Source organism: Candidatus Caldatribacterium sp. SIUC1 (assembly GCF_051549785.1).
Taxonomy (GTDB): domain Bacteria; phylum Atribacterota; class Atribacteria; order Atribacterales; family Caldatribacteriaceae; genus Caldatribacterium.
The window spans coordinates 1761703-1782043 of record NZ_CP189974.1; the positions used below are offsets into that span (position 1 = coordinate 1761703).

Annotated in this window: 22 protein-coding genes and 1 riboswitch; of the genes, 5 read left to right on the plus strand and 17 right to left on the minus strand. The window is 57.0% G+C overall.

Features of this window, described 5'->3' with window-relative positions; all coding sequences use genetic code 11:
- Nucleotides 1-44: 44 nt before the first annotated feature.
- The 6 genes from ACP6EK_RS09235 to ACP6EK_RS09260 form a co-directional block, all read right to left on the minus strand.
- Nucleotides 45-1214 carry an ABC transporter substrate-binding protein gene (locus ACP6EK_RS09235; protein WP_438315669.1) on the minus strand — a complete coding sequence of 390 codons (1170 nt, stop codon included), beginning with the start codon at nucleotides 1212-1214 and terminating at the stop codon, nucleotides 45-47.
- Between the two features lie 54 nt (nucleotides 1215-1268).
- Entirely contained in the window at nucleotides 1269-2174 is a 906-nt protein-coding gene (locus ACP6EK_RS09240) for an isoaspartyl peptidase/L-asparaginase family protein (protein WP_438315672.1), read from the minus strand.
- Between the two features lie 76 nt (nucleotides 2175-2250).
- Complete coding sequence (locus tag ACP6EK_RS09245) at nucleotides 2251-2445, minus strand: hypothetical protein (RefSeq protein ID WP_438315675.1); 195 nt, start codon at nucleotides 2443-2445, stop codon at nucleotides 2251-2253.
- 13 nt (nucleotides 2446-2458) lie between these two features.
- Nucleotides 2459-4165, minus strand: coding sequence for a FeoB small GTPase domain-containing protein (locus ACP6EK_RS09250; RefSeq protein ID WP_438318985.1), 1707 nt, complete (start codon nucleotides 4163-4165; stop codon nucleotides 2459-2461).
- Nucleotides 4162-4401 (minus strand): FeoA domain-containing protein, encoded by a 240-nt coding sequence (locus ACP6EK_RS09255; protein WP_017888887.1) that lies wholly within the window; start codon nucleotides 4399-4401, stop codon nucleotides 4162-4164. The genes ACP6EK_RS09250 and ACP6EK_RS09255 overlap by 4 nt, the downstream gene beginning before the upstream one ends.
- 20 nt (nucleotides 4402-4421) lie before the next feature.
- On the minus strand, nucleotides 4422-4865 hold the full coding sequence (locus ACP6EK_RS09260; RefSeq protein ID WP_438318988.1) for a Fur family transcriptional regulator: 444 nt from the start codon (nucleotides 4863-4865) through the stop codon (nucleotides 4422-4424).
- Between the two features lie 73 nt (nucleotides 4866-4938).
- Nucleotides 4939-5111: riboswitch (cobalamin riboswitch) on the plus strand.
- 79 nt (nucleotides 5112-5190) lie between these two features.
- Between ACP6EK_RS09260 and ACP6EK_RS09265 the strand changes: the two genes are divergently transcribed.
- From ACP6EK_RS09265 to hemL, 5 genes are read left to right on the plus strand one after another with little or no spacing between them, the layout of a single operon-like run.
- A complete protein-coding gene (locus tag ACP6EK_RS09265) occupies nucleotides 5191-6360 on the plus strand; it encodes a hypothetical protein (protein ID WP_438315678.1) in 1170 nt (389 codons plus the stop codon).
- Nucleotides 6357-7223, plus strand: coding sequence for a hydroxymethylbilane synthase (hemC, locus tag ACP6EK_RS09270; protein ID WP_438315681.1), 867 nt, complete (start codon nucleotides 6357-6359; stop codon nucleotides 7221-7223). Before ACP6EK_RS09265 ends, hemC begins: the two co-directional genes overlap by 4 nt.
- Nucleotides 7220-8710: a uroporphyrinogen-III C-methyltransferase gene (gene cobA / locus ACP6EK_RS09275; protein ID WP_438315683.1), complete on the plus strand. Its 1491-nt coding sequence runs from the start codon at nucleotides 7220-7222 to the stop codon at nucleotides 8708-8710. The genes hemC and cobA overlap by 4 nt, the downstream gene beginning before the upstream one ends.
- Nucleotides 8683-9669 (plus strand): porphobilinogen synthase, encoded by a 987-nt coding sequence (gene hemB / locus ACP6EK_RS09280; protein ID WP_438315686.1) that lies wholly within the window; start codon nucleotides 8683-8685, stop codon nucleotides 9667-9669. Before cobA ends, hemB begins: the two co-directional genes overlap by 28 nt.
- 2 nt (nucleotides 9670-9671) lie before the next feature.
- Complete coding sequence (hemL, locus tag ACP6EK_RS09285; protein ID WP_438315689.1) at nucleotides 9672-11426, plus strand: glutamate-1-semialdehyde 2,1-aminomutase; 1755 nt, start codon at nucleotides 9672-9674, stop codon at nucleotides 11424-11426.
- On the opposite strand, the gene ACP6EK_RS09290 is transcribed toward hemL, so the two are convergent.
- The 11 genes from ACP6EK_RS09290 to groL form a co-directional block, all read right to left on the minus strand.
- Complete coding sequence (locus ACP6EK_RS09290; RefSeq protein ID WP_438315691.1) at nucleotides 11423-12484, minus strand: NAD(P)H-binding protein; 1062 nt, start codon at nucleotides 12482-12484, stop codon at nucleotides 11423-11425. The two genes, hemL and ACP6EK_RS09290, sit on opposite strands and share 4 nt — an antisense overlap.
- Before the next feature lie 4 nt (nucleotides 12485-12488).
- Complete coding sequence (locus tag ACP6EK_RS09295) at nucleotides 12489-12929, minus strand: type II toxin-antitoxin system RatA family toxin (RefSeq protein ID WP_438315693.1); 441 nt, start codon at nucleotides 12927-12929, stop codon at nucleotides 12489-12491.
- Nucleotides 12930-12949: 20 nt separating this feature from the next.
- Nucleotides 12950-14227: an aspartate aminotransferase family protein gene (locus tag ACP6EK_RS09300; protein WP_438315696.1), complete on the minus strand. Its 1278-nt coding sequence runs from the start codon at nucleotides 14225-14227 to the stop codon at nucleotides 12950-12952.
- Nucleotides 14215-15141, minus strand: coding sequence for a quinate 5-dehydrogenase (locus tag ACP6EK_RS09305; RefSeq protein ID WP_438315699.1), 927 nt, complete (start codon nucleotides 15139-15141; stop codon nucleotides 14215-14217). Before ACP6EK_RS09305 ends, ACP6EK_RS09300 begins: the two co-directional genes overlap by 13 nt.
- Nucleotides 15074-15490 (minus strand): bactofilin family protein, encoded by a 417-nt coding sequence (locus ACP6EK_RS09310; RefSeq protein WP_438315701.1) that lies wholly within the window; start codon nucleotides 15488-15490, stop codon nucleotides 15074-15076. Before ACP6EK_RS09310 ends, ACP6EK_RS09305 begins: the two co-directional genes overlap by 68 nt.
- Nucleotides 15471-16232 (minus strand): type III pantothenate kinase, encoded by a 762-nt coding sequence (locus tag ACP6EK_RS09315; RefSeq protein ID WP_438318991.1) that lies wholly within the window; start codon nucleotides 16230-16232, stop codon nucleotides 15471-15473. Before ACP6EK_RS09315 ends, ACP6EK_RS09310 begins: the two co-directional genes overlap by 20 nt.
- Nucleotides 16219-16737, minus strand: a complete 519-nt coding sequence (locus tag ACP6EK_RS09320) for an ECF transporter S component (protein WP_438315703.1) — start codon at nucleotides 16735-16737, stop codon at nucleotides 16219-16221. Before ACP6EK_RS09320 ends, ACP6EK_RS09315 begins: the two co-directional genes overlap by 14 nt.
- 93 nt (nucleotides 16738-16830) lie before the next feature.
- Nucleotides 16831-17724 (minus strand): P1 family peptidase, encoded by an 894-nt coding sequence (locus tag ACP6EK_RS09325; RefSeq protein ID WP_438315706.1) that lies wholly within the window; start codon nucleotides 17722-17724, stop codon nucleotides 16831-16833.
- Between the two features lie 5 nt (nucleotides 17725-17729).
- Entirely contained in the window at nucleotides 17730-18359 is a 630-nt protein-coding gene (locus tag ACP6EK_RS09330; protein ID WP_438315709.1) for a zinc ribbon domain-containing protein, read from the minus strand.
- Nucleotides 18356-18685 (minus strand): FmdB family zinc ribbon protein, encoded by a 330-nt coding sequence (locus ACP6EK_RS09335; protein WP_438315712.1) that lies wholly within the window; start codon nucleotides 18683-18685, stop codon nucleotides 18356-18358. Before ACP6EK_RS09335 ends, ACP6EK_RS09330 begins: the two co-directional genes overlap by 4 nt.
- 30 nt (nucleotides 18686-18715) lie before the next feature.
- The gene (gene groL / locus ACP6EK_RS09340; protein WP_017888904.1) at nucleotides 18716-20329 is read right to left on the minus strand and encodes a chaperonin GroEL; all 1614 of its coding nucleotides are present in this window, start codon (nucleotides 20327-20329) and stop codon (nucleotides 18716-18718) included.
- Nucleotides 20330-20341 lie beyond the last annotated feature (12 nt).

A 20341-nucleotide genomic window follows, 5' to 3' on the forward strand; every position in this document is an offset into this window, starting at 1 on the left:
GTCGAAAGCAGCCGGGGAGGGGCAGCACCCCTCCCCGTCCTCCTTCACTTGGCGATTTTGGGGTCAGGCAGGTACTCAGGAGCTATTTGTTTGACGGTCACGAACTTGCCATTCTTCACCTCAATCACGGCCACGGATTTATTCGGCACCTGGCTTCCGGCCTCATAGGAAATGGTTCCCGAAACACCCTGGAAGTCCTTAATCTGGGCGAGACCCTCGGGAATCTTCTTGGGGTCATCGGTGCCGACGATTTCAATGGCCTTGGCAAGGAGCTTCATGGCGTCGTACCCAAGGGCGGCAAAGGCATTTTCGGGAGGATTTCCGAACATGGCCTGATAGTCACTCTTGAACTTCTGAACAACAGGGTTCGGATCCTCAAGGGACATGTGAGTGGCAAATACCACACCTTCAGCCGCCGCACCGCCCGTCTGCACAAGAAGCGGCGTGTCAAAACCGTCTTCACCGAAGATGGGGATGGTGACACCGCCGTCTCGGATTTGCTTCACGATAACCCCGCAGTTGTCGGGGATGGCGCCCACGTACACAAAGTCCACCTTACCCTGGTCCTGGTACTCCTTGAGACGGGCCACCATGCTGGAGAAGTCGGTCCAGGTGATTTCAAAGTAGTCCTCGTAGACCACTTCACCGCCGTAGTGCTTCAGGGCATCGGCAAAATAGGCACAGACGGCGACGCTGAAGTCCACCGCCGTGTCCACCCAGATGGCTCCCCGCTTGAGCCCCAGGTCCTTCACCGCGTACTCGGCAATGGCCGCCGCCTGGGCATTGTCGCCAAAGCAGGCCAGCCAGGCACCGGTACGCTCCGGAATGCGGGGATGAGTGGCTCCCGGGGTGATGAAAGGCACGCCGTATTCCCGTGCCAGAGGTGCGGCAATGTTCACCCAGTGGGTGTCGCAGTACCCGATGAGTGCCGAAACCTTTTCGTTTTCAATTAGGCGGATGACTGCAGCAACAGTTTCACCCTCGTCAGCCTTGGTATCAACAACCTTAAGCTCAATCGGCCGTCCCAGAACCCCTCCCGCTTTGTTGATTTCCTCAGCAGCAAGCTTTACCCCGTTGAGCGCCGGTGTGTCAATGGATGCCCACGGACCCGTGAGACCCATGACGACCCCAACCCTGATGGGTTCAGCCGCACAGGCAGTCCACACAAGACCAAAGAGCAAAACCGCCACACCGAGCAAAGCCAGCCTCTTCATAGCACCACCTCCTGAGAAGTTTACCCATGTTATACCCTTTTTCTGTCCTCGACGTCAACTCCTTGGAGGGAAAACGTAGGGCTCTCCCATCCCTTTACGGAAATAGGCAAAGGTAAGCGTCCCTCCACAGGCTCCAAAGCCAACCTCTCCGTCCCTCCTTACAGCAATAGCTCCACACACCACACCGAATTTTTGGGCAAGTTCCATTCCCCGATTGACAGCCTCCTGGGCGGAAACCTTTTCCATCCATTCGGCGATTTTGCGGGCAAGGCCAAGCTTCACAATGCCCTCTCCCTCTCCGGTCATCGAAACTCCACCCCACTCCCAGGCGAAGGTCCCGCAACCGATAATCGGGGAATCCCCAACTCTTCCCGGAAGCTGCATCTCCACCCCCCCGGTTGAGGTTCCTGCCGCAATCCGCCCGGAACGATCAAGGGCTACCGCTCCCACCGTTCCAAGGTAGAGTCTACGGAGTTTCTCCCGGGCCCTCTTCAGGTAGTAATGGTAAATGGAGTCCTTCTCCTGTGAGGCCTTCGCAATGGACTTCTCAAGGGTCCTTATGGTGAGCTCTGCTACCGGGTTGTACTCCTCAAAGCCCAGAAGACGGGCAAAAAGGTTTGCTCCTTCCCCCACCAGGAGCACATGGCGTGTTCTCTCCATCACCGCCCGGGCCACAGAGATGGGGTGCCGGACGTTCTTGATGGCCGCCACACCCCCACAGGAAAAGTCGTCCTTCATGATACTTGCCGAAAGCTCAACCTCTCCCAGGAGATTGGGGAACGCCCCCGTTCCTGCGTTGAGGCGAGGGTCATCTTCGAGGACCTTCACCGCCTCTTCCACAGCGTCGACAGCCTCTCGGTTCTGCAAGGTTTCCATCCCCGAGATACAGGCCCGGTACAGGGGCTCGGAAACATCGGGGATTTCTTCAACGCAAATGCCACCGTGGACAACGATAACCACTGCACTCACCCCTACACGGAAAGAATCCCTTTATTATACTTCAAGCAGCATCTTGCGGAACGGTAAGAACCCCGGGCTACTTCTCTTTCTCCAGTTCCTCAATCCGCCGTTCGATCCAGGAAAGGCGCTGGCGAAGGAACTCTGCCTCTTCCCGAAGGAGTTCGAGTTCCTCCTCCCGGGTAAGACACGAGAAGCAGGGGCCAAAACCCGGGAAGAAGAAATGGCCACTAAAGCAGAAACACCCTGCATTACCGAAAACATACCGCCGCATCCCGCAAACCCCCTCAAAGGAGCACGTTCAGGATACTCCCCACAAAGAAAGCAAAAGAAAGCATGATGGCAATAGCCTCAAGAAGCCGCTTCCATCCGAACTCCCGGAGTACCACCACAAAGGCAGCCACACAGGGAAAGAAAAGGGAGATCACGACGCTGGCAATGATCAGCTGTTTGACCGAAAGACCCAGAGGCAAAAGAAGCCCCATAGCCATGTACTTTCGCAAAACCCCCAGGGCGATGACGAGAATTGCCTCAGGAGGAAGTCCCAACACTCGGGAAAGCCAGGGACTCACAAACCGGGCAAGGACAGGGAAGGCGTTCGTGAGGTACAGGAGATTCACGATGAGCGTCCCCAGAAACACGATAGGCAAAGCATCACGCAGGAAACCCCGGAGACGAACCCAGAGCTTGGAGAGCACCGCTTTCGGGAAAGGCAGGCGGTAGGGAGGAATTTCGCAAATGAGTGGAGGGCGAAACCCTGGCACCAGGTACTTTAAAAGCAACGCGAGGGAAACCACCACGGCAAAAAGCGTTCCATAAACAACGAGAAGCGGAGCGACACCATGGGGTGCAAGGGCACCCACGATGAGTGCCTGCTGGGCCGAGCAGGGAATGCCGATGGCGATGAGCACCGTCACCACAAAGCGTTCCTTCTCACTCTCTAGAACCCGTGTGGCCATGATACCGGGGACGTTGCACCCCAACCCAAGGAGCATGGGAACAACGGAATACCCGTGGAGTCCCAGGCGGTGCAGGAATCCATCGAGTAACACCGCAAGACGGGGCAGGTACCCCACGTCCTCAAGAAGACCCAGAACGAGGTAGAAGGCCAGAACATAAGGGAGAACAGCTCCCAAAGACACGTAAACCCCCGTGGAGAGAAGGCCAAGGGACAACTCGAAGTCAATGTGGCCGTCCACGGGCTTTCCGATAAGCACTTCATACCAGAAGGGGTACCGGGAAAGCAGGATCCCAAGACGCTCAAGAAGGGGGAGGTAGTACCGCTCAAAGAGCGGGTCAAGGAGGTGGATGAGGCCCTCACCGATGAAGCGAACGGAAAAGACAATCCCCAGAAGGGCCACAAAGCCAAAGACCAATCCAACTCCAGGGAGCAGGGTCACCCGCTGCAACGTATCCCGCCAGGTGGGACGACGGTATGAAAACCGCTGCACCTCGCTGATAACCCTGCCGATCTCTTCCCAGCGCCGTGTATGGTCAGGGGAGACAAAGGAGGGAACCCTCGCCTCCTGGAGAGCCGCAAGGAGGTTTTTAATTCCCTCCCCGGTAGTCGCCACAACCGGGACCACAGGAACTCCGAGGATGCCCTCTAAAGCCTTGAGGTCGATGTCGATGCCCCGCTTCTTTGCTTCATCCCACATATTGAGCGCCACAACCATGGGTTTCTGTCTTTCCGCAAGCTCAAAGGTGAGGTAGAGATTGCGTTCCAGGTTTCCCGCGTCCACCACGTTAACGACGATGTCCGCTTCCTCCACAAGACGGGCGGCAATACGCTCGGCCTCAGCCATCCCTTCAAGGGAATACGTGCCCGGAGCGTCGATGACTTCGTACCATTCTCCTCCATGCTCCACGTAACTCCGCAGAAAGTCCACCGTTGTCCCCGGATAGTTCGAGGAAAAAGCGTAGACACCGCTTATCTGGGTGAAAATAACGCTCTTCCCAACATTTGGGTTCCCCGCAAGGACGATTCGCCTCAGCGCTCTACCCGCACGAGAATCCTCTGGGCTATGCCTCTGCCCAAGGCGATTTCCTGCTGCCCCAGACGAATGACAACCGGTCCCTTGCCGATAATGGAGCTGACCTTTTCGATTCTCTTCCCGGGCACGACTCCGAGGACCCATAACCTCTTCACCATCCCTTCTCCACCATCAATCCGGACGATCTCTCCTTTTCCACCAGTCTCCATCTCCACCAGAGAACGGATTTCTTCCACAGTCTCAGCCTCCCCGGATGTCACCGGCAACGCGGGCACAGCCCATAGAAATAGATATGATAGGAGTGGACGATAAATCCCTGTCTCTGTTCGAGCTCCTTTCGCAGATGCTGCAAGAATTCCTCCTCTTCCCGGGTCATCTCCTCACAGTCCACAACCTGACCGCACTGGGTGCAGATGAGGTGGTGGTGGAACTGTGCCGTACGGCAAATCTCGTAGTGTTCCCTGCCATCGCCAAAGTTCACCTTTCGGAGAATCCCCATGCGTAGGAGAAGGTCGAGATTCCGGTACACTGTTGCTATGCCGACTTTCTTTTTCTTTGCCCTCAGATGCTCGTACACGTCCTCGGCAGAGAGGTGCTGTCCTTTTTCCTCAAACACCTCAAGAATGGCACGGCGCGAGGGCGTTGCCTTCTTGTTGAAGCGATGGAAAACATCTTTCCAGCTCTCCGGCAAGTCTTTCACCTCAATGAGAAATATTATCATTTTCCATTATAACAGACAATGTCAAGGACTCGCCTGCTGGCCTTTGCTCTGGTATAATTTTTCCCGTGCAGGTGCCCCTTGGGGCTGAAAAGGGAAGTGGGTGCAATTCCCACACGGTCGCGCCACTGTGATGGGGAGTCCTCTCCTCTACGCCACTGGGCAACCGGGAAGGCGGAGAGGACGATGAACCTCAGTCAGGAGACCTGCCTGCACAGAGAACTCTGTACTCGCGCTCGACGAGGAAGGAGTGGAAAGGCATGGATGTCCCCTCTCGGGGTAGCGAGTACCTCGGGGAGAGGGAAAAGTGAAAAGAGTGCTCCTCTTTGCCACCGGGGTCGATGAGCGCCTCCCCCTTGCCCTTCGGGAGCGCTACCTGGCTTTCTCCGAGAGGGAACGCTCGGAAATCCTTAAAGAGGTCGGGTGTTCCGCTTTCGTCCTCCTTGAGACCTGTCAGCGACTTGAGGTGTACGGTACAGCAGAAGAGTCCCTTCGGAGAGAGGACCTCCTTCAGCGCCTTTTTCCCCTCCCCGACCCTTACAGAGCTTCTGTCTTCTACCTCGAAAACGCCGACGCTGTTCGACGTCTCTTTCGAATTGCCACGGGTCTTGAGTCGGCCCTCCGCGGTGAGGTACACATTCTGGGGCAGCTGAAGCGAGCCTGGGAGAAAGCTCACCAGAATGGCCACACCGGCAAACTCCTGAATGTCCTCTTCCAGGACGCCCTGCGGGTGGGAAAGAAAGTCCAAAGATCCCTCCACAGAGAACGGACGCTGAGATCTTTTGGTTCTCTTGTCGCCGAGGTGCTCGAAGAATTCCTCGGCTCTCTCGAAGGAAAAAACATCTGTATTCTTGGCTGGGGGACTCTGGGTCGCTCCATCGCCGGGACACTCCTCTCCCGAAAAGCAGGAACAATCTTCGTCTTTTCGCGGCACCTCCACCACATTCCCCAGGAAAAGCCCTTTGTGGCGATTGCAGAGAAAAGTGCGCTCAAAGAAGTCTTTGCCCAATCCCACGCAGTGGTGTGTGCTTCAGGCTCGGCTCGCTATTCCCTCGCTCCTGAATACCTTAACGAAGCTATAGCCCTTCCTCAGGTACTCATCGATCTTGCTCTTCCCCGGGCCATCGACCCGGTACTGACTCAAGGAAGGAAACTCCTGGACCTTGAGACCTTCCTGGGTCTTGCCCGGGAACGAACGCTACCTTTTGTTCAGGAGTCCGAGCATCTCGAAGCGTTGATTACGGAAGAGGTCGAGCGCTTCCTGCGAAAATGGCGAGGTTTTCAGGCTGACCCCGTCATTCGGAACATTGCCCTCTGTTTTGAGGAAACCTTTTCAGAAGCAAGAGGAGCGATCGTTCAGGCCTGCAACCACGACGAACAGGAGCTATTGCTCCTCAGGCGCATAGAGTGGGTGCGGAGGAAACTCTTCCGCAAAACGGCCGAACAGGTGCGACGGTTCTTTGAGGAGGAAAGATGAAGCAGGTCATTCGCGTCGGTACCCGTGGGAGTATACTGGCTCTCAAACAGACCGAAGAGGTTGTTACTGCTCTCCAGAACATCCTCCCTTCTGCAGTCATCAGGGTGGTAACGGTTCAAACCAGGGGAGATATGCAGCACGATTTGACCTTTCCTGGAACCCAGGGAATGTTTGTGAGAGAACTCGAAGAGGCACTCCTCCAGGGTAGCATCGATATCGCGGTGCACAGCCTCAAGGACCTCCCCACGACTTCTCCCCCGGGACTCACCATTGCCGCCGTTCTCCCCCGAAAGGACCCAAGAGACTGCCTGGTCTCCCGAAGCGGCCAGAAACTCCTGGAACTCCCTCCAGGAAGCTCTGTTGGCACAGGAAGCCCCCGACGCGCTGTGCAGATTCTCAAGAAGCGGCCCGACATTCACGTTGTACCGCTGCGAGGGAACGTCACCACCCGCATGGCGAGAATGCGGGAAGGCAGAGTCGATGCTTTGGTCCTTGCCTATGCAGGACTTCTGCGCCTTGGGTTTGAAGGAGAGGTAACGGAAGTCTTCGACCCCTGGAACTTTGTCCCTGCACCCTCACAGGGTGTCGTCGCCTGTGAAACCCGCTGTGGTGAAGGGTGGGAAGAGCTCCTTGCCCCTCTCCACCATCCAGAAACGGCCCAGGCCGTGGGCATCGAGCGACTGTTTCTCGCCCGCATTGGAGGAGGCTGCCAGAAAGCCGTCGGTGCCTTTGCGGAAGTCCAGAACGGGTGGGTACGGCTTGTGGGGATGCTCGAGGGGAAGGTAAGCTGGAGGGAGGGCCCCCTCGCAGCAGGCGAAACCATGGTTCAGGACCTGGCTCAGGAGCTTGGAGGGAGACGATGAAGGGCAAGGTTTTCCTTACCGGTGCAGGCGCAGGAAGCTTTCTTTACCTGACTCAGTACGCCCGCTTCCTCCTGGAGAGGGCCGATGTCGTTGTCTACGACCGCCTCATCGACCACCGCGTTCTCCAGTACACCCGGGATGGTGCTGAGCTCATTCCCGTCGGGAAGGCCCCCGGAAAGACCCCGTGCACCCAGGAGACGATCTGCGAGCTCCTTGCAAAGCGGGCAAAAGAGGGAGCAACAGTCCTCCGCCTGAAAGGGGGTGACCCCTTTGTCTTTGGCCGGGGGGGTGAGGAAGCGGTGTACCTTGCAGCGCATGAAGTGCCCTTTGAGGTCGTTCCAGGGGTTTCCTCCGTGCATGTTGCTGCTGCCTGTGCTGGCATTCCCCTGACGTTTCGAGGAAAAAGCCGATCCTTCCACGTTTTCAGTGGTCATCCTGAGGAAGTCCTGGAATCCCTTCCCTGGGACGCCATTGCCCGCCTCCCGGGGACTCTGGTGTTCCTCATGGGAGGAACAACCCTCAACACCATTGTCGGAAACCTTCTTGCCTCTGGCAAAGATCCCAAAACCCCTGCATGCCTTGTCATGCAGGCAGGAAGTCCCTTCCAGCGTGTCGTCTCCGGGTCTTTGCTGGACATCGCTCAGAAGAAAGCTGCCTCAGGTCTGCATAACCCTCTGGTACTCTTCGTCGGAGAGGCGGTGAACTTCCATGGCATCCTCTTCAAGGGAGAATGCACTCTCCCTCCCAGACGGGTGATGGTGGTGGGGAGCACAGAGGTTCTCAGGCAGTGCCAGACACTCAATGACCTCGTGGTCTTCCTCGAAACACAGGGTATTGTCCTCATCCCTGCAGCACTCCTCCGGGCCATACCAAACCACGAAGTCCTCAACGACCTCAGGGAACGCCTAAAGCAGTTCGATGCACTCCTTTTCCCAAGCCAGAACGCTGCTTCTGTGGTTTTCGAAGCCCTACCGGACCTTCGTATCCTCCATCGCCTCAAAATATGGGCCATCGGGGCCAAAACGGCCCGGTGGCTCAGGGAACGAGGCATAACCGCAGACCACGTGGCGTCAGGAAGTGCAACCTCGTTTCTTGAGGAAACCCGGGATTTTCCACCACACCGGGTGGCCATCGTGACCTCCGGAAAGGAAGACCACAGGTTGAAGAGAGAGCTTTCTAAGAGAGGATGGTCCTGCGAGGTTTTTCCCGCTTACTCCATGGCCTTCCGGACACATCTTTTCCCCTGCATTCAGGAAGAACTCCACCAGGGACTTGACCTCGTCGTCTTTTTGAGTCCCTCAGCCTACGAGGCTTTCTTTGCCGCCACCTCAAAGATACCCCCCTGCCCCGTCTGGGCCATCGGCCATACCACCGCATCGTACCTTCTGGGGAAAAACATCAAGGTATCCCGGGTGGTCCCCTCGCCCTCTTTAGAAGAAATCTGCATGGAGGTGCTCCGGTGGAGAGAAAACCAGGAACCTTCATAAGGAACCGGCGTCTGCGCCGCTTTCCTGCACTCCGGGCTATGCTCCAGGAAACCCGTCTTGCCCTTCAGGACCTCATCTGTCCGCTCTTCGTGGTGCAGGGGCAGGGTATCCGGAAAGCCATTCCCCACCTCCCCGAGGTTTTCCTCTTCTCCCCCGACGAACTCCTGAAGGAAGCGGTCACCCTGCACGAAAAGGGGATCCAGGCCGTTCTCCTCTTCGGACGTTCCGAGCAGAAAGACGAGGCAGGAAGCGATGCCTGGAACCCCCGTGGAGCGGTTCAGGAAGCGGTCCGAGTGCTGAAAAGGGAGCTCCCGACGCTCTTTGTGTTCACCGACGTCTGCCTCTGCGCGTACACCACATCAGGGCACTGTGGCGTGGTACGGGGACAATACATAGACAACGACCGCACTCTTGAGCACCTTGCCCGTGTAGCGCTTTCGCACTGCGAAGCCGGAGCCGATGGCATTGCCCCCTCAGACATGATGGACGGCCATATCCTCGCCCTTCGAGAAGCTCTGGATCAAGCAGGATTCCAGGAAACTCCCATCATGGCATACAGTGCAAAATTCGCCTCTTCCCTCTATGAACCTTTCCGGGAGGCGGTGGACTCTACACCCCTTTTTGGCGATCGTTCCTCATACCAGCTTCCACCAGCTAATCTCCGCGAGGCCCTTAGGGAGGCACAGACAGACCTTCTCGAAGGAGCAGACATTCTCATGGTGAAACCTGCACTGCCGTACCTCGACGTTCTCCGGGCTTTTCGGGAACGTTTCCTTGTACCGCTTGCTGCCTTCCAGGTGAGCGGGGAATACGCCATGGTGAAGTACGCATCCCTCAATGGAGCCATCGACGAGAAAAAGGTTGCTCTCGAACTCCTCCTCTCCATCAAGAGGGCCGGCGCGGACCTCATCATCTCGTACTTTGCTCCCAAAATGCCCGAATGGCTCAGGGAGGAGTAACGATGGGATGGTATCCTCTCTTCCTCAACCTTGAAGGCAAGCGGTGTCTTGTGGTCGGGGGAGGAAAGGTTGCCACCCGAAAGGCTCTGCCCATAGTAGGGAAAGGAGGAGTGGTGACCGTCGTTGCCCCCCGGGTGAGCGAAACCCTGGAACGCCTCGGAAAGGAAGGAAAAATCACCCTCTGGAGGCGACCTTTTGCCTGGAGTGACCTCGAAGGGCAGGACATCGTTTTCGCCGCCACCGACGATCCCGCCTTGAACGCTGCAATTGCCGAAGAGGCCCGAAAACGCAACATCCTGGTCAACGTGAGCAGTTCAGGGAACCAAGGGGATTTCATTACTCCTGCCTGTCTTGAAACCGAAGACCTGCTCCTTGCCCTGTCCACAAAAGGAAAGAACCCCACGCAGTCGGCAACCCTGAAAGCGTGGCTTTGGGAAACCTTCTCTGGGGGCAAGGAGGGAAACCTTAGAGGAAACGCTACCTGCTTCTCCCGGGCGCTTCAGCTCTTTCCAGGAGGCGTCAACAGCCCTGTACGGTCCTTTAGGGCCGTGGGGAGATATCCTGTCTTCATCCGGTACGGCAAAGGGAGCTATGTGGTGGACGAGGACGGCAAAACCTACCTCGACTGCATCATGTCCTGGGGAGCCCTCGTTCTTGGCCATGCCCATCCCCGGGTCGCAAAAGCCCTGGCCGAACAGGTAGCTCTGGGAACGAGCTTTGGAATGAACCACGCTTTTGAGATTCTCCTTGCCGAGAAAATCCGCGAGCACTTCCCGTCCATCGAGGTTCTCCGGATGGTGAATTCGGGTACCGAAGCGGTGATGAGCGCCCTGCGACTTGCCCGTGCCGCTACAGGACGGAAAAAGGTGCTCAAGTTTGCCGGGTGCTACCACGGGCACGTCGATGCTCTTCTTGTCGAGAGTGGTTCGGGAGGACTGACGTTTGGTATCCCTTCCTCTCTGGGTGTCCCCGAAGAATACACCCACCACACCATCGTTGTCCCGTACAACGACCTTGAGGCAACGCGGAAAGCCTTCGAGAGCTTCGGCAGAGAGCTTGCCGCGGTCATCGTTGAGCCGGTTGCCGGGAACATGGGCGTGGTGTTACCTCACCCGGAATTCCTTCTCCTTCTCCGTCAGTACACGGAGCAGTATGGCGCACTGCTCATCTTTGATGAAGTCATCACTGGATTCCGTGTATCCCTTTCAGGGTACCAGGGCCTTTGTGGCATCCGTCCTGACCTGACCATCCTTGGAAAAATCGCAGGAGGCGGGCTCCCCTTTGGCATCTACGGAGGGAGAAGAGAGCTCATGCGCCTTGTGGCCCCTGAGGGAGGAGTGTACCAAGCAGGAACCCTCTCGGGGAATCCCTTAGCCACCCGGGCAGGGTACACCACCATAACCGTCCTTGAAGAGGATCCTGCCTTTTACGACGCCTTGGCCGAAAAAACCCGGATGATTACCCAGGGTCTTCGGGAAATCGCCGCCTCCTTCTGCCTTCCCCTCTATGTGAACGCTGCAACCGGAATGCTCACACCGTTTTTCACATCCTTACCGGTGGTGGATACCCGGACCGCCTTTGCCGCCGACCGAACCCTTTACGCCCGCTTTTTCCAGGAGCTCCTTTCCCGGGGCATCCTTGTGCCTCCCTCGCCTTTCGAGGCCTGGTTCCTCTCGGGAGCGCACACCTCAAAAGACTGTGAACGCCTCCTTGAGGCAGCCGAGGGAGCAATGAGGGCAATGGCTCGGGATCTCTAAGCCCTCTTGATGGCCTCGATTTCCTCCTCGGTGACCTCCCTGCCGAAGCTGCGGAGTCCGGAAACCCGGAACCCGTGCTTTTCCGCAAGAGCCTCGATTTCTTTAACCTTGGCCACTTCCACTTCCTTTCCCAGAGTATAGTCCTCAAAACGTCCCTCAAGGGTGAGAACCATTGTCTCTGCCATACAGGCATACGCCTTCCCCGGAGGATATCCGAAGTCCATGCCGAAATCCGGTTCCCCGGGAACGTCCACCACACCCCCTTCGATGACCAGAACATCCCTCCTTGTTCTGGCCACCTCCTCGGCAATATTCCGGGGCCGGGAAACATCACAGATGACCGCTCTTTTTGCAATCCAAGACGGCTCAATGAGGTTCCCGATGGCTGAGGTCACCGTCAGAATCGCCCGGCATCCCCGGATACCCTCCTCAACGTCCACAAAACCCTGAACTTCATAGGGGCTTATCTCCGCAACCTCCCGGCGAACCCTTTCAACCTTCTCGGGGTCCCGTCCCACCACCCGCACCCTTCTCCTTCGCTCGGCAAGGATGAGTGCACAGGCCCGTCCGATGGATCCCGTGGCTCCTACCACCGCGACCGTTTCTCTCTCAAGGTCGATGTCAAGCCTCAAGCAGGCAAGCTCAAGGGCGGAAAGAGCCGTGGCGACAGTGTAGCTGTTTCCAGTCGTCACCGCAATGCGAAGGCCCTTTTTCACCGTGATGCCTCCATCTCCCGCCACAGAGGTAAAGGCCCCAAGACCGATGATTTTTGCGCCCTTCTTCTCGGCAAGGAGACCACAACGGCGAATGCGGTCAGCCACAAAGGGGAAGGGATACTCAAGGAGTGCCCGGGGCGTCATGGGAAGCCCGATGAACCACCCCTCGATTTCCTTCCCGTTATACGCTGATCGTACCCCCCGGACATGCGAAAGAATGAAGGGGGGAATCCGGGAAGCCAGGTATTCCACCCAGGAAGGTGGGAAGGGACGGAGGGGGAATATATGGCGTTTGATATCTGCCACATCCATGGCGTGGATGATGAAGGCAAAGCTGTCCATACGCTCATTCCTCCCTGACGGCCTTCTTCAAAGCCTCAAGCATCGTAAGGGCGTTTTCCTCCATCTTTTTCTTGAGAAAAGCGTGAATGAGAGCCCCTACCAGGGGAATCCCAAGGTCATACTCAATCTCAAGCTCCACGCGGGTCAGAGATGGACTCTCCCCACGGAATCGCCAGATGCCCTCGTACTTTTTGAAGTCCCCCTCCAGGGTGAAAAAACGACACTCCTTTTTCGCGTCATCCCAGATATCCTTCTCCTTCCACTTCACCTCCCGTCCCTGGAACCTCCCCTTCCAGAAACTCTCCACCTCCTGCCCCTGGCGGGACAGCACCCTTACCTCTTCAAGATCCGGAAGGAAACGTGCCAGGGCCTCGATGTCCTTTGCCCGCTCGTACACCACCTCGACGTTCTCAGGGATATCAAGGGAAACTACAATCCGCGCCACACCCGGTTCCCTCCTTTCCTTCACCCGCGCACTTCCTGAACAATGGCCTGAACCTCCCCGAGGGCATCGTGGAGCGCCGAAAGGACGGTATCTATCTCCTCACGGGTTATGGTGAGGGGTGGCTCCAGACGAATGACTCTGGGGTTATTCAGGGTATAGACCACGAGAACCTTTCTTTGAGCCATTTCCATAGCAAGAAGCGATGCGGCATCAGCATCGAAGAGCTCTACACCGATGAGCAATCCCAGCCCCCGCACCTCCTGAATGATTTCGGGGAATTCTCTCTGGAGTTCCTCAAGTTTCTCAAGGAGATACGCTCCCTTTGCCGCCGCCTGCGCAGGGATGTCCTCCTCCTGAAGTACCTTTAGGGTTTCGATGCCAGCGACGCAGCTTAAGGGGTTTCCTCCCATGGTGGAACTGTGGATTAAAGGATTGTCCTCAAAGACCTGCCAGATTTCCGCGGTGCTCACGAAGGCCCCCAAAGGAACCACTCCTCCTCCAAGGCCCTTGGCCAGGGTCATAATATCCGGAATCACCCCGTAGTGCTCACAGGCAAACATCTTCCCCGTTCTCCCAAGGCCGGTCTGAACCTCATCAAGGATGAGGAGCGCACCTTTCCTCGTGCAAATTTCCCGTACCCCCTTGAGGTACTCAGGAGAGGGGAGAATCACCCCACCCTCACCCTGGATGGGCTCAAGAATCACCGCGGCAGTATCCTCGTCCACCGCTTGTTCCATGGCTTCAAGGTCGTTGAAAGGAACCTGCTCTGTCCCGGGAAGCAGGGGCTCGAAGGGTTTTTTGTAGACATCTCTTCCCGAAACGCTCAGGGCACCGAAGGTCTTTCCGTGGAATCCCCCCAAGGCCGAAACGAATTTCTTTCGCTTTGTGTACAGTCGGGCGAGCTTCAGAGCTCCTTCTACCGCTTCGGCACCACTGTTGCAGAAAAAGGAGTACTGGAGATTCCCGGGAGTGATGGCCGCAAGCATCTCCGCAAGATCAGCCTGGTGTTTGTTGAAGAGCGTCCGGCTCGAGAGAGGGAGGCGCCGGAGCTGTTCGATGACCCGTTCCACCACCCGGGGATGATTCCTCCCGACGTTGAAGACTCCAAATCCTCCAATACAGTCGATGTACGCCTCGCCGAAGATATCAAAAACCTTGGCTCCCTCACCCCTCCACTCCACAGTCGTGAGGTTGGCAAACTTGTAGAGCCTGGCAAGGCCGGGATTCAGGTATTTCATGTACTTCTCAATGGTCTCCTCCACAATCCGCCGTTTCTCCTCTATACTCAGATTCTCCATGAGCCCACCTCCCCCAGGGTGACGATTCGCGGTCGTATTTTGAGTTCCCGCAGAAGGGCCAGATACTCTCCGGGTGCAATATCCTCGGGACGCTTCTCCAGCAAAGCCACAAACATCGCCTGCAGGACGTTGGTCCCGAAGGAACGACCTCCCATCTCCGGAGTGGTGGTGACAAGAAGGGCAACTCCTCGGGCTTTCACATCTTCAATATCCGCAGGGGTCACAGTGTTGGTGATCACCATTTTCCCTGGAAGCCTCTCGGGCATGAATCGCCTGATATAGAGAAAATCTCCGGCCACGATGTCCGATCGTTCAAAGGCCCAGGGAAAACGAGGAGTGGTCCTCTCCTGTTCCTTTCCCGTGGGGTAGAGAACATCGATGGGCAGGCGCCGCAGAACGGGCATCATGAGCACCGAAAGAAACCTGAGAGTCCAGAGGCGCCGGAGGAAAATGGGAATTCCCAGAGCAAAGGGCATGTCCCCGATGAGGAGACGGCAACCCACCTGCCACAGCCCCTCGGCAAGGCCATACCGGTCCATGCCGCTCATAATAAGGGCCGTCCTTCCCCGAAGACGAAAGCCCTCCTCTTCGAGATAACGAGGGACCTCCCGTTCCCAAGTTTCCTTGAGCTCGCCACCGTCGACGATGGGGGTTTTCCGAAGCACCGAAACCAGACGGGCGACGTCCACCACCTCATACCGGTACCTCCCGGCCCGGAGGTAGAGGTCTGCACCTCCAAGACCAAGACAGTCGACCTGACCATCGAGCTCCCTGAGGAGTTCCACAAACCTCCTTTTATCCCCGTCAACACCGATCCGCTCCACGAGGAAATGGCAACCCAGAAGCTCAATTTCCACTCGGTGATTCCTCTTCGAAGAACCAAGGCTCACGCTCACGACTCTCTTCTTTTTCATCGCCATCGCCCTCAGGCTTCTCGAAAACTATCGCACCCTCGAGAACCACACCCGGCTCAAGCGCAGCGCTCTGCACCATCACACACCCCACAACCCGGGCAGTCCTGCGGCACACCATTCTGAAAACCCTGGCAAACCCTCCAATCATTCCCCAGATCTCGGCGTCCCGCACCTCGACGAAACCGTCAACCCTTCCCCCTTCAAGAACCACAAGACGGGGACATTGGATGGAACCGTCAAACTCTCCCTCCACAATCAGCGTCCCCTCGCTCTTAAAGGACCCCCGGACCCTGGCCCGTTCGCCAACAATGGCCACTTCAGGCTGATTCTCAGGAACCGTTGAGTTCATGGATGATCCGCAACCCCTCAAGGGTCAGCACCGGGTTGAAAACGTCAATGAAATCGCAGTACCGGGCAAGGACCATTCCCCATCCTCCGGTGCCGATGACCCTGGCATGCTCTGCGAATTCCCGTTTCATCCGCTGCACAATCTCCCGGGCAAGACCTATGTATCCAAAGAATACCCCGGCGTGCATAGCTTCAACGGTGTTGCGGCCGATGCATCGCTCCGGAACCTCCACATCAATCCGAGGGAGCTTGGCGGTTTTCTCGTAAAGTGCCTCACAGGAAATGCCGATACCCGGCGCGATAGCTCCTCCCAGGTACTCCTTCTTCGCCGTCACCGCACAGAAGGTCGTTGCCGTCCCGAAGTCCACAATGACCAGGTCTCCCCCGTAGAGAGTGGAAGCAGCAACGGCGTTCACAATCCGGTCGGCTCCCACCTCTTTGGCCTCAGCCCGAATAAAAAGCCCGGTTTTGACCCCGGGACCAACCACAAGGTAGGGCACGTTCCAGAGTCCGCTGAAGAGTTGCCGCAGGGCATCAAGAACAGGTGGTACGACACAGGAAATAACAACCCGGAAGAGTTCCTCCTTTGCGATTCCCTGTTCCTCTATGAGCGACCGGAAGATAAAACCCCACTCATCGGCAGTACGGCGTGAAGACGTCGATACCCGCCAGTGTGCAAGAAGCCTCCGGTCTCTGTAGACACCAAAGGTTGTGTGGGTGTTCCCGACGTCAATGACGAGAATCGAAATCGAGCCTCACCACCTTCCTGAGCACCCGGACAATGGGGAGAACCACAAGGGCCGAAAGGAGCAGCTCAAGCGTCCCGTTGAGGAGGAAGATAGGGACAACCTGCACAAAACGGAAATACCCCATGAGCACCATGAGACCCAGAACGCCCACGGTGTTCGTCGCCGTCCCGGCAAGGCTTGCCACCACAATCCCGAAATCCCTCTTCCCCAAAAGCTTCCAGACATAAAAGGCCACAACTCCGATGAGAAGCCTTGGTGCAAAGCATGCCAAAAGGTTCCCCAGAAAGAGGTGCATGGTGAAAACTGCCAGGATGCACCCCACCAGGGCCCCCACCAGAGGTCCACCCACAATCCCTCCTATTATAGCAGGAATGTGCATGGTTGTGGCATAGGTGGAGAGATTGGGGACAGGGATGAGCCCAAGAGGCGTCAGGCTGAGGGTAACGGTCACCGCACCGAGGATACCGGCAAAGAGGAAACGACGGTACTGAAGAACCACAGATACCACCTCCGTTCCAGTTCCGGAAGAGATACCAGACGGAAGATAAGAGACCTTCTGTCTCGCTGCCTCTTCGGTCAGCGGCTGCCAGGCTTATTGTACCACACAGGCAGGGATACCACAGAGAGGGGAAGCCTTTTTTACTGAGCTTGTGGTGGCTTCGGCAATGGCGTGGTAAATCCCCTCCACAAGGAGGAGGTAATTCCTGGGAGCGACCTTTCCCAAAGCAACAAGGAAAAGGGTATCCCCATCGTAAAGCGTTCCGAAGGGGCGGATGCACGCAGCGAGTGCCGAGTGGACCACCGGCACCAGGGAAAGGAGCTCCTCCCGGGAGAGCAGAAGCTCAAAGACCACCACCGCCAGAGTGGTGTTCAGAAAAGGGGGCGTCGAAAGAGGTCCTTCTTTCCCGCGGGAACCCGCAAGGCGAATGCCTGAAGCAGGGTCATAAACGTCTCCAAGACAGTTCGTCACCACAAACGCCCAGATGGCGCCCTCGGAAATCCTCGCCTCACCCGCTCCAAACCCCCCCTTCATTGCCCAGGGCATCCCGTACATTTTCCCCACCGTGGCTCCCGTTCCCACCCCAACGGTTCCTTCTTTTGTCCTACAGTCCGCCAAAGACGCAGCTTCATACCCCCACTCGGCTTCGGGAAAGGCTACCTCTCCAACCTCAAGGTCGTAAATCACCGCCTGGGCGACAATGGGAATGCGGGCGACCCTCGTGGCAAAACCCCTTTTCCGCTCTCGAAGAAAGGTCACCACGCCTTCAGCACAGCGAAGCCCCAGGGCACTGCCTCCGCTGAGCACGATGGCATCCACACCCTGGACGAGGCGGCCCGGAAAAAGAGCGGGAAGCTCACGACCTCCAGGAGCGCCACCGCAAACCGAGGCCACCGCCACATTGGGAACATCAAAGAGGAACACCGTGCACCCTGTGGCCAGCCGAAAATCTTCCCGGTGTCCGACGCGAAATCCAGAGAACTCCATGGTGTTCAGGAGAGCTTTCTCCCGCAGTAGGGACAGAGGCGAAAATCGGGCGAGACCTTTTTCCCACAGGAGGGACAGACGCCCGCTTCATGGACTTCTTCCTCAGGTACGTACGAGGCCTTTGCTCTGGACAATTCCTGCTGCCACGTGGTAACATCCACCATACTGTCAAAATAGAGGGTATGCTCCCTGTCCCACTCATCGACGTAGCGAACCCCAAGGTAAAGGGGCGTCCGGCTCAGGCGGTGGAAGCGGAAGAGTCGGGGGCCAAACTCGGTGGTGACCATGTCCCTCTCGGGCACGGCTTCGAAACCCCGGATGCGGTGGAGGGGAATGCGAAACACCACCTTCTCAAAAGGCGGGGAGAAACCAAAGATGTTCGGTCCTTTTTCGAAATTCTCAAACCAGAGGCTCTTGGACATGAGGAACAGGAGGCCATCCGTCGCATTGGCGAAGCGAGGATGGCCTCCGATGTAGCGGGCAAAGCTTGAGAGAAGACGGGTCTCGCCAAACTCCCGTTCCTTCTCCTGCCAGAACTCCGTAACCGAAACCTGGGTGCCCCGCTTCCTCGTCCCCCACAAAAGCCCCACAAGGAGCAGGACACCAACGATGAGGAGGTAACCGAAAAAATTCATGATGTACCCTTGTTCTCGGAAGAAGAAACGTTTGAGCCGCCACAGGTTGCACAGCTTGTTGCCGTGCAGGAACTGCAACTTGAGCTTGAAGAGGAACTGCTCGAACGGTAATCAGTGCTGTAAAAGCCACTGCCCTTGAAAACAAGACCGACGTTTTTGCTGAGGAGCCGCTTGACCCTGCCCTTGCAGAATGGGCACTGGGCCACGGGCTTGTCATGGAACGACTGCCACTCCTCGAAAACCTTCCCGCATTCCGTGCACTGGTACTCGTAGATGGGCATCGCCATCACCCCCATGAACGAGTTGCCCGGTGAGAGCGCTCTCACCGGGCAACTCTCCCTCTCCTATTATACTCCTCAGTATTCTGGCGCAGGCGGTACGCTGGACTCTTTCTTTTCAGGAATCTCGGTGATGATGGATTCGGTGGTGAGCATGACGGAGGCGACGCTTGCCGCGTTCTGCAGCGCAGTACGGACAACCTTCACGGGGTCAATGATTCCTGCAGCGAACATATCCACGAATTCACCGGTAAGAGCGTTGAAGCCCATGTTGGGGTTGTCGGCTGCTTTGATCCTCTCCACAATGACTGAACCTTCTTCGCCAGCATTTTCGGCGATGAGTTTGGCAGGTTCCTCGAGGGCTTTCTTCACAATCAGGGCACCGATACGTTCGTCGCCTTCGAGCTGGAGCTCATCGATGGCCGGGATGCACCGGATCAACGCCACGCCACCACCGGGGACAATGCCCTCTTCCACCGCTGCCCGGGTGGCATGGAGAGCATCCTCAACGCGAGCCTTCTTCTCCTTCATCTCGGCCTCGGTTGCTGCACCAACCCGGATGACCGCCACACCACCGGCAATCTTGGCAAGACGCTCCTGGAGTTTCTCCCGATCGTAGTCCGAAGTGGTCTCCTCAATCTGCTTCTTGATCTGGTTCATCCGAGCAACGATGTTCTCACGCTTTCCAGCACCTTCCACAATGGTGGTGTTCTCCTTGTCGATGACGACCTTCCTGGCCTGGCCAAGGTCCTCAATGGTGACGTTCTCAAGCTTAATACCCAGGTCTTCGGAGATGAACCGGCCTCCGGTGACGATGGCGATGTCCTCAAGCATGGCCTTCCGGCGGTCACCAAAGCCAGGCGCCTTCACTGCGGCGCAGCTCAGCACACCCTTGAGCTTGTTGACGACAAGGGTTGCCAGTGCTTCTCCCTCAACGTCCTCGGCGATGATAAGAAGCGGTCTGCCTCTCTGCACGACTTTTTCAAGAAGCGGCAGAAGGTCCCGAACCGAAGAGATCTTCTTTTCATAGATGAGGATGTACGGGTTCTCGAGCACGCACTCCATCCGCTCAGGATCGGTGATGAAGTACGGTGAGAGGTACCCACGGTCAAACTGCAACCCTTCGACGACCTCAAGGGTGGTCTCAAGGCCTTTGGCTTCTTCAACGGTGATGACGCCGTCTTTTCCGACTTTCTCCATGGCGTCGGCGATGATTTCACCGATGGACATGTCGTTGTTTGCCGCAATAGAAGCAACCTGGGCAATTTCCTTGCGGTCGCTGACTTCCTTGGCCATGCTCTTGAGCTTTTTCACTACAGCATCCACAGCCTTGTCAATACCACGCTTGAGGAGCATGGGATTGGAACCCGCAGCGACGTTCCGCAAACCTTCGCGGAAGATTGCTTCGGCAAGAACCGTGGCCGTAGTGGTTCCGTCCCCGGCAACATCACTCGTCTTCGAAGCCACTTCCTTGACGAGCTGAGCCCCCACATTCTCGTTGGGGTCCTTGAGTTCGATCTCCTTCGCCACCGTGACCCCATCTTTAGTGATGGTAGGAGACCCGAACTTCTTCTCTATGACCACATTTCGGCCTTTCGGACCAAGGGTCACCTTCACTGCATCGGCAAGGGTTTTGACACCACGCAAGATTGCCTGTCGTGCTTCTTCCTGGAAGAGAATCTGCTTAGCCATAACCGCCTACCC

Bases quoted from the DNA above. Each gene is read 5' to 3' on its own strand.
- groL (WP_017888904.1), bottom strand. From the start codon at position 20,329: ATGGCTAAGCAGATTCTCTTCCAGGAAGAAGCACGACAGGCAATCTTG.
- ACP6EK_RS09310 (WP_438315701.1), bottom strand. From the start codon at position 15,490: ATGAACTCAACGGTTCCTGAGAATCAGCCTGAAGTGGCCATTGTTGGC.
- ACP6EK_RS09325 (WP_438315706.1), bottom strand. From the start codon at position 17,724: ATGGAGTTCTCTGGATTTCGCGTCGGACACCGGGAAGATTTTCGGCTG.
- ACP6EK_RS09305 (WP_438315699.1), bottom strand. From the start codon at position 15,141: ATGAAAAAGAAGAGAGTCGTGAGCGTGAGCCTTGGTTCTTCGAAGAGG.
- cobA (WP_438315683.1), top strand. From the start codon at position 7,220: ATGAAGGGCAAGGTTTTCCTTACCGGTGCAGGCGCAGGAAGCTTTCTT.
- hemL (WP_438315689.1), top strand. From the start codon at position 9,672: ATGGGATGGTATCCTCTCTTCCTCAACCTTGAAGGCAAGCGGTGTCTT.
- ACP6EK_RS09330 (WP_438315709.1), bottom strand. From the start codon at position 18,359: ATGAATTTTTTCGGTTACCTCCTCATCGTTGGTGTCCTGCTCCTTGTG.
- ACP6EK_RS09245 (WP_438315675.1), bottom strand. From the start codon at position 2,445: ATGCGGCGGTATGTTTTCGGTAATGCAGGGTGTTTCTGCTTTAGTGGC.
- hemC (WP_438315681.1), top strand. From the start codon at position 6,357: ATGAAGCAGGTCATTCGCGTCGGTACCCGTGGGAGTATACTGGCTCTC.
- ACP6EK_RS09235 (WP_438315669.1), bottom strand. From the start codon at position 1,214: ATGAAGAGGCTGGCTTTGCTCGGTGTGGCGGTTTTGCTCTTTGGTCTT.
- ACP6EK_RS09290 (WP_438315691.1), bottom strand. From the start codon at position 12,484: ATGGACAGCTTTGCCTTCATCATCCACGCCATGGATGTGGCAGATATC.
- ACP6EK_RS09300 (WP_438315696.1), bottom strand. From the start codon at position 14,227: ATGGAGAATCTGAGTATAGAGGAGAAACGGCGGATTGTGGAGGAGACC.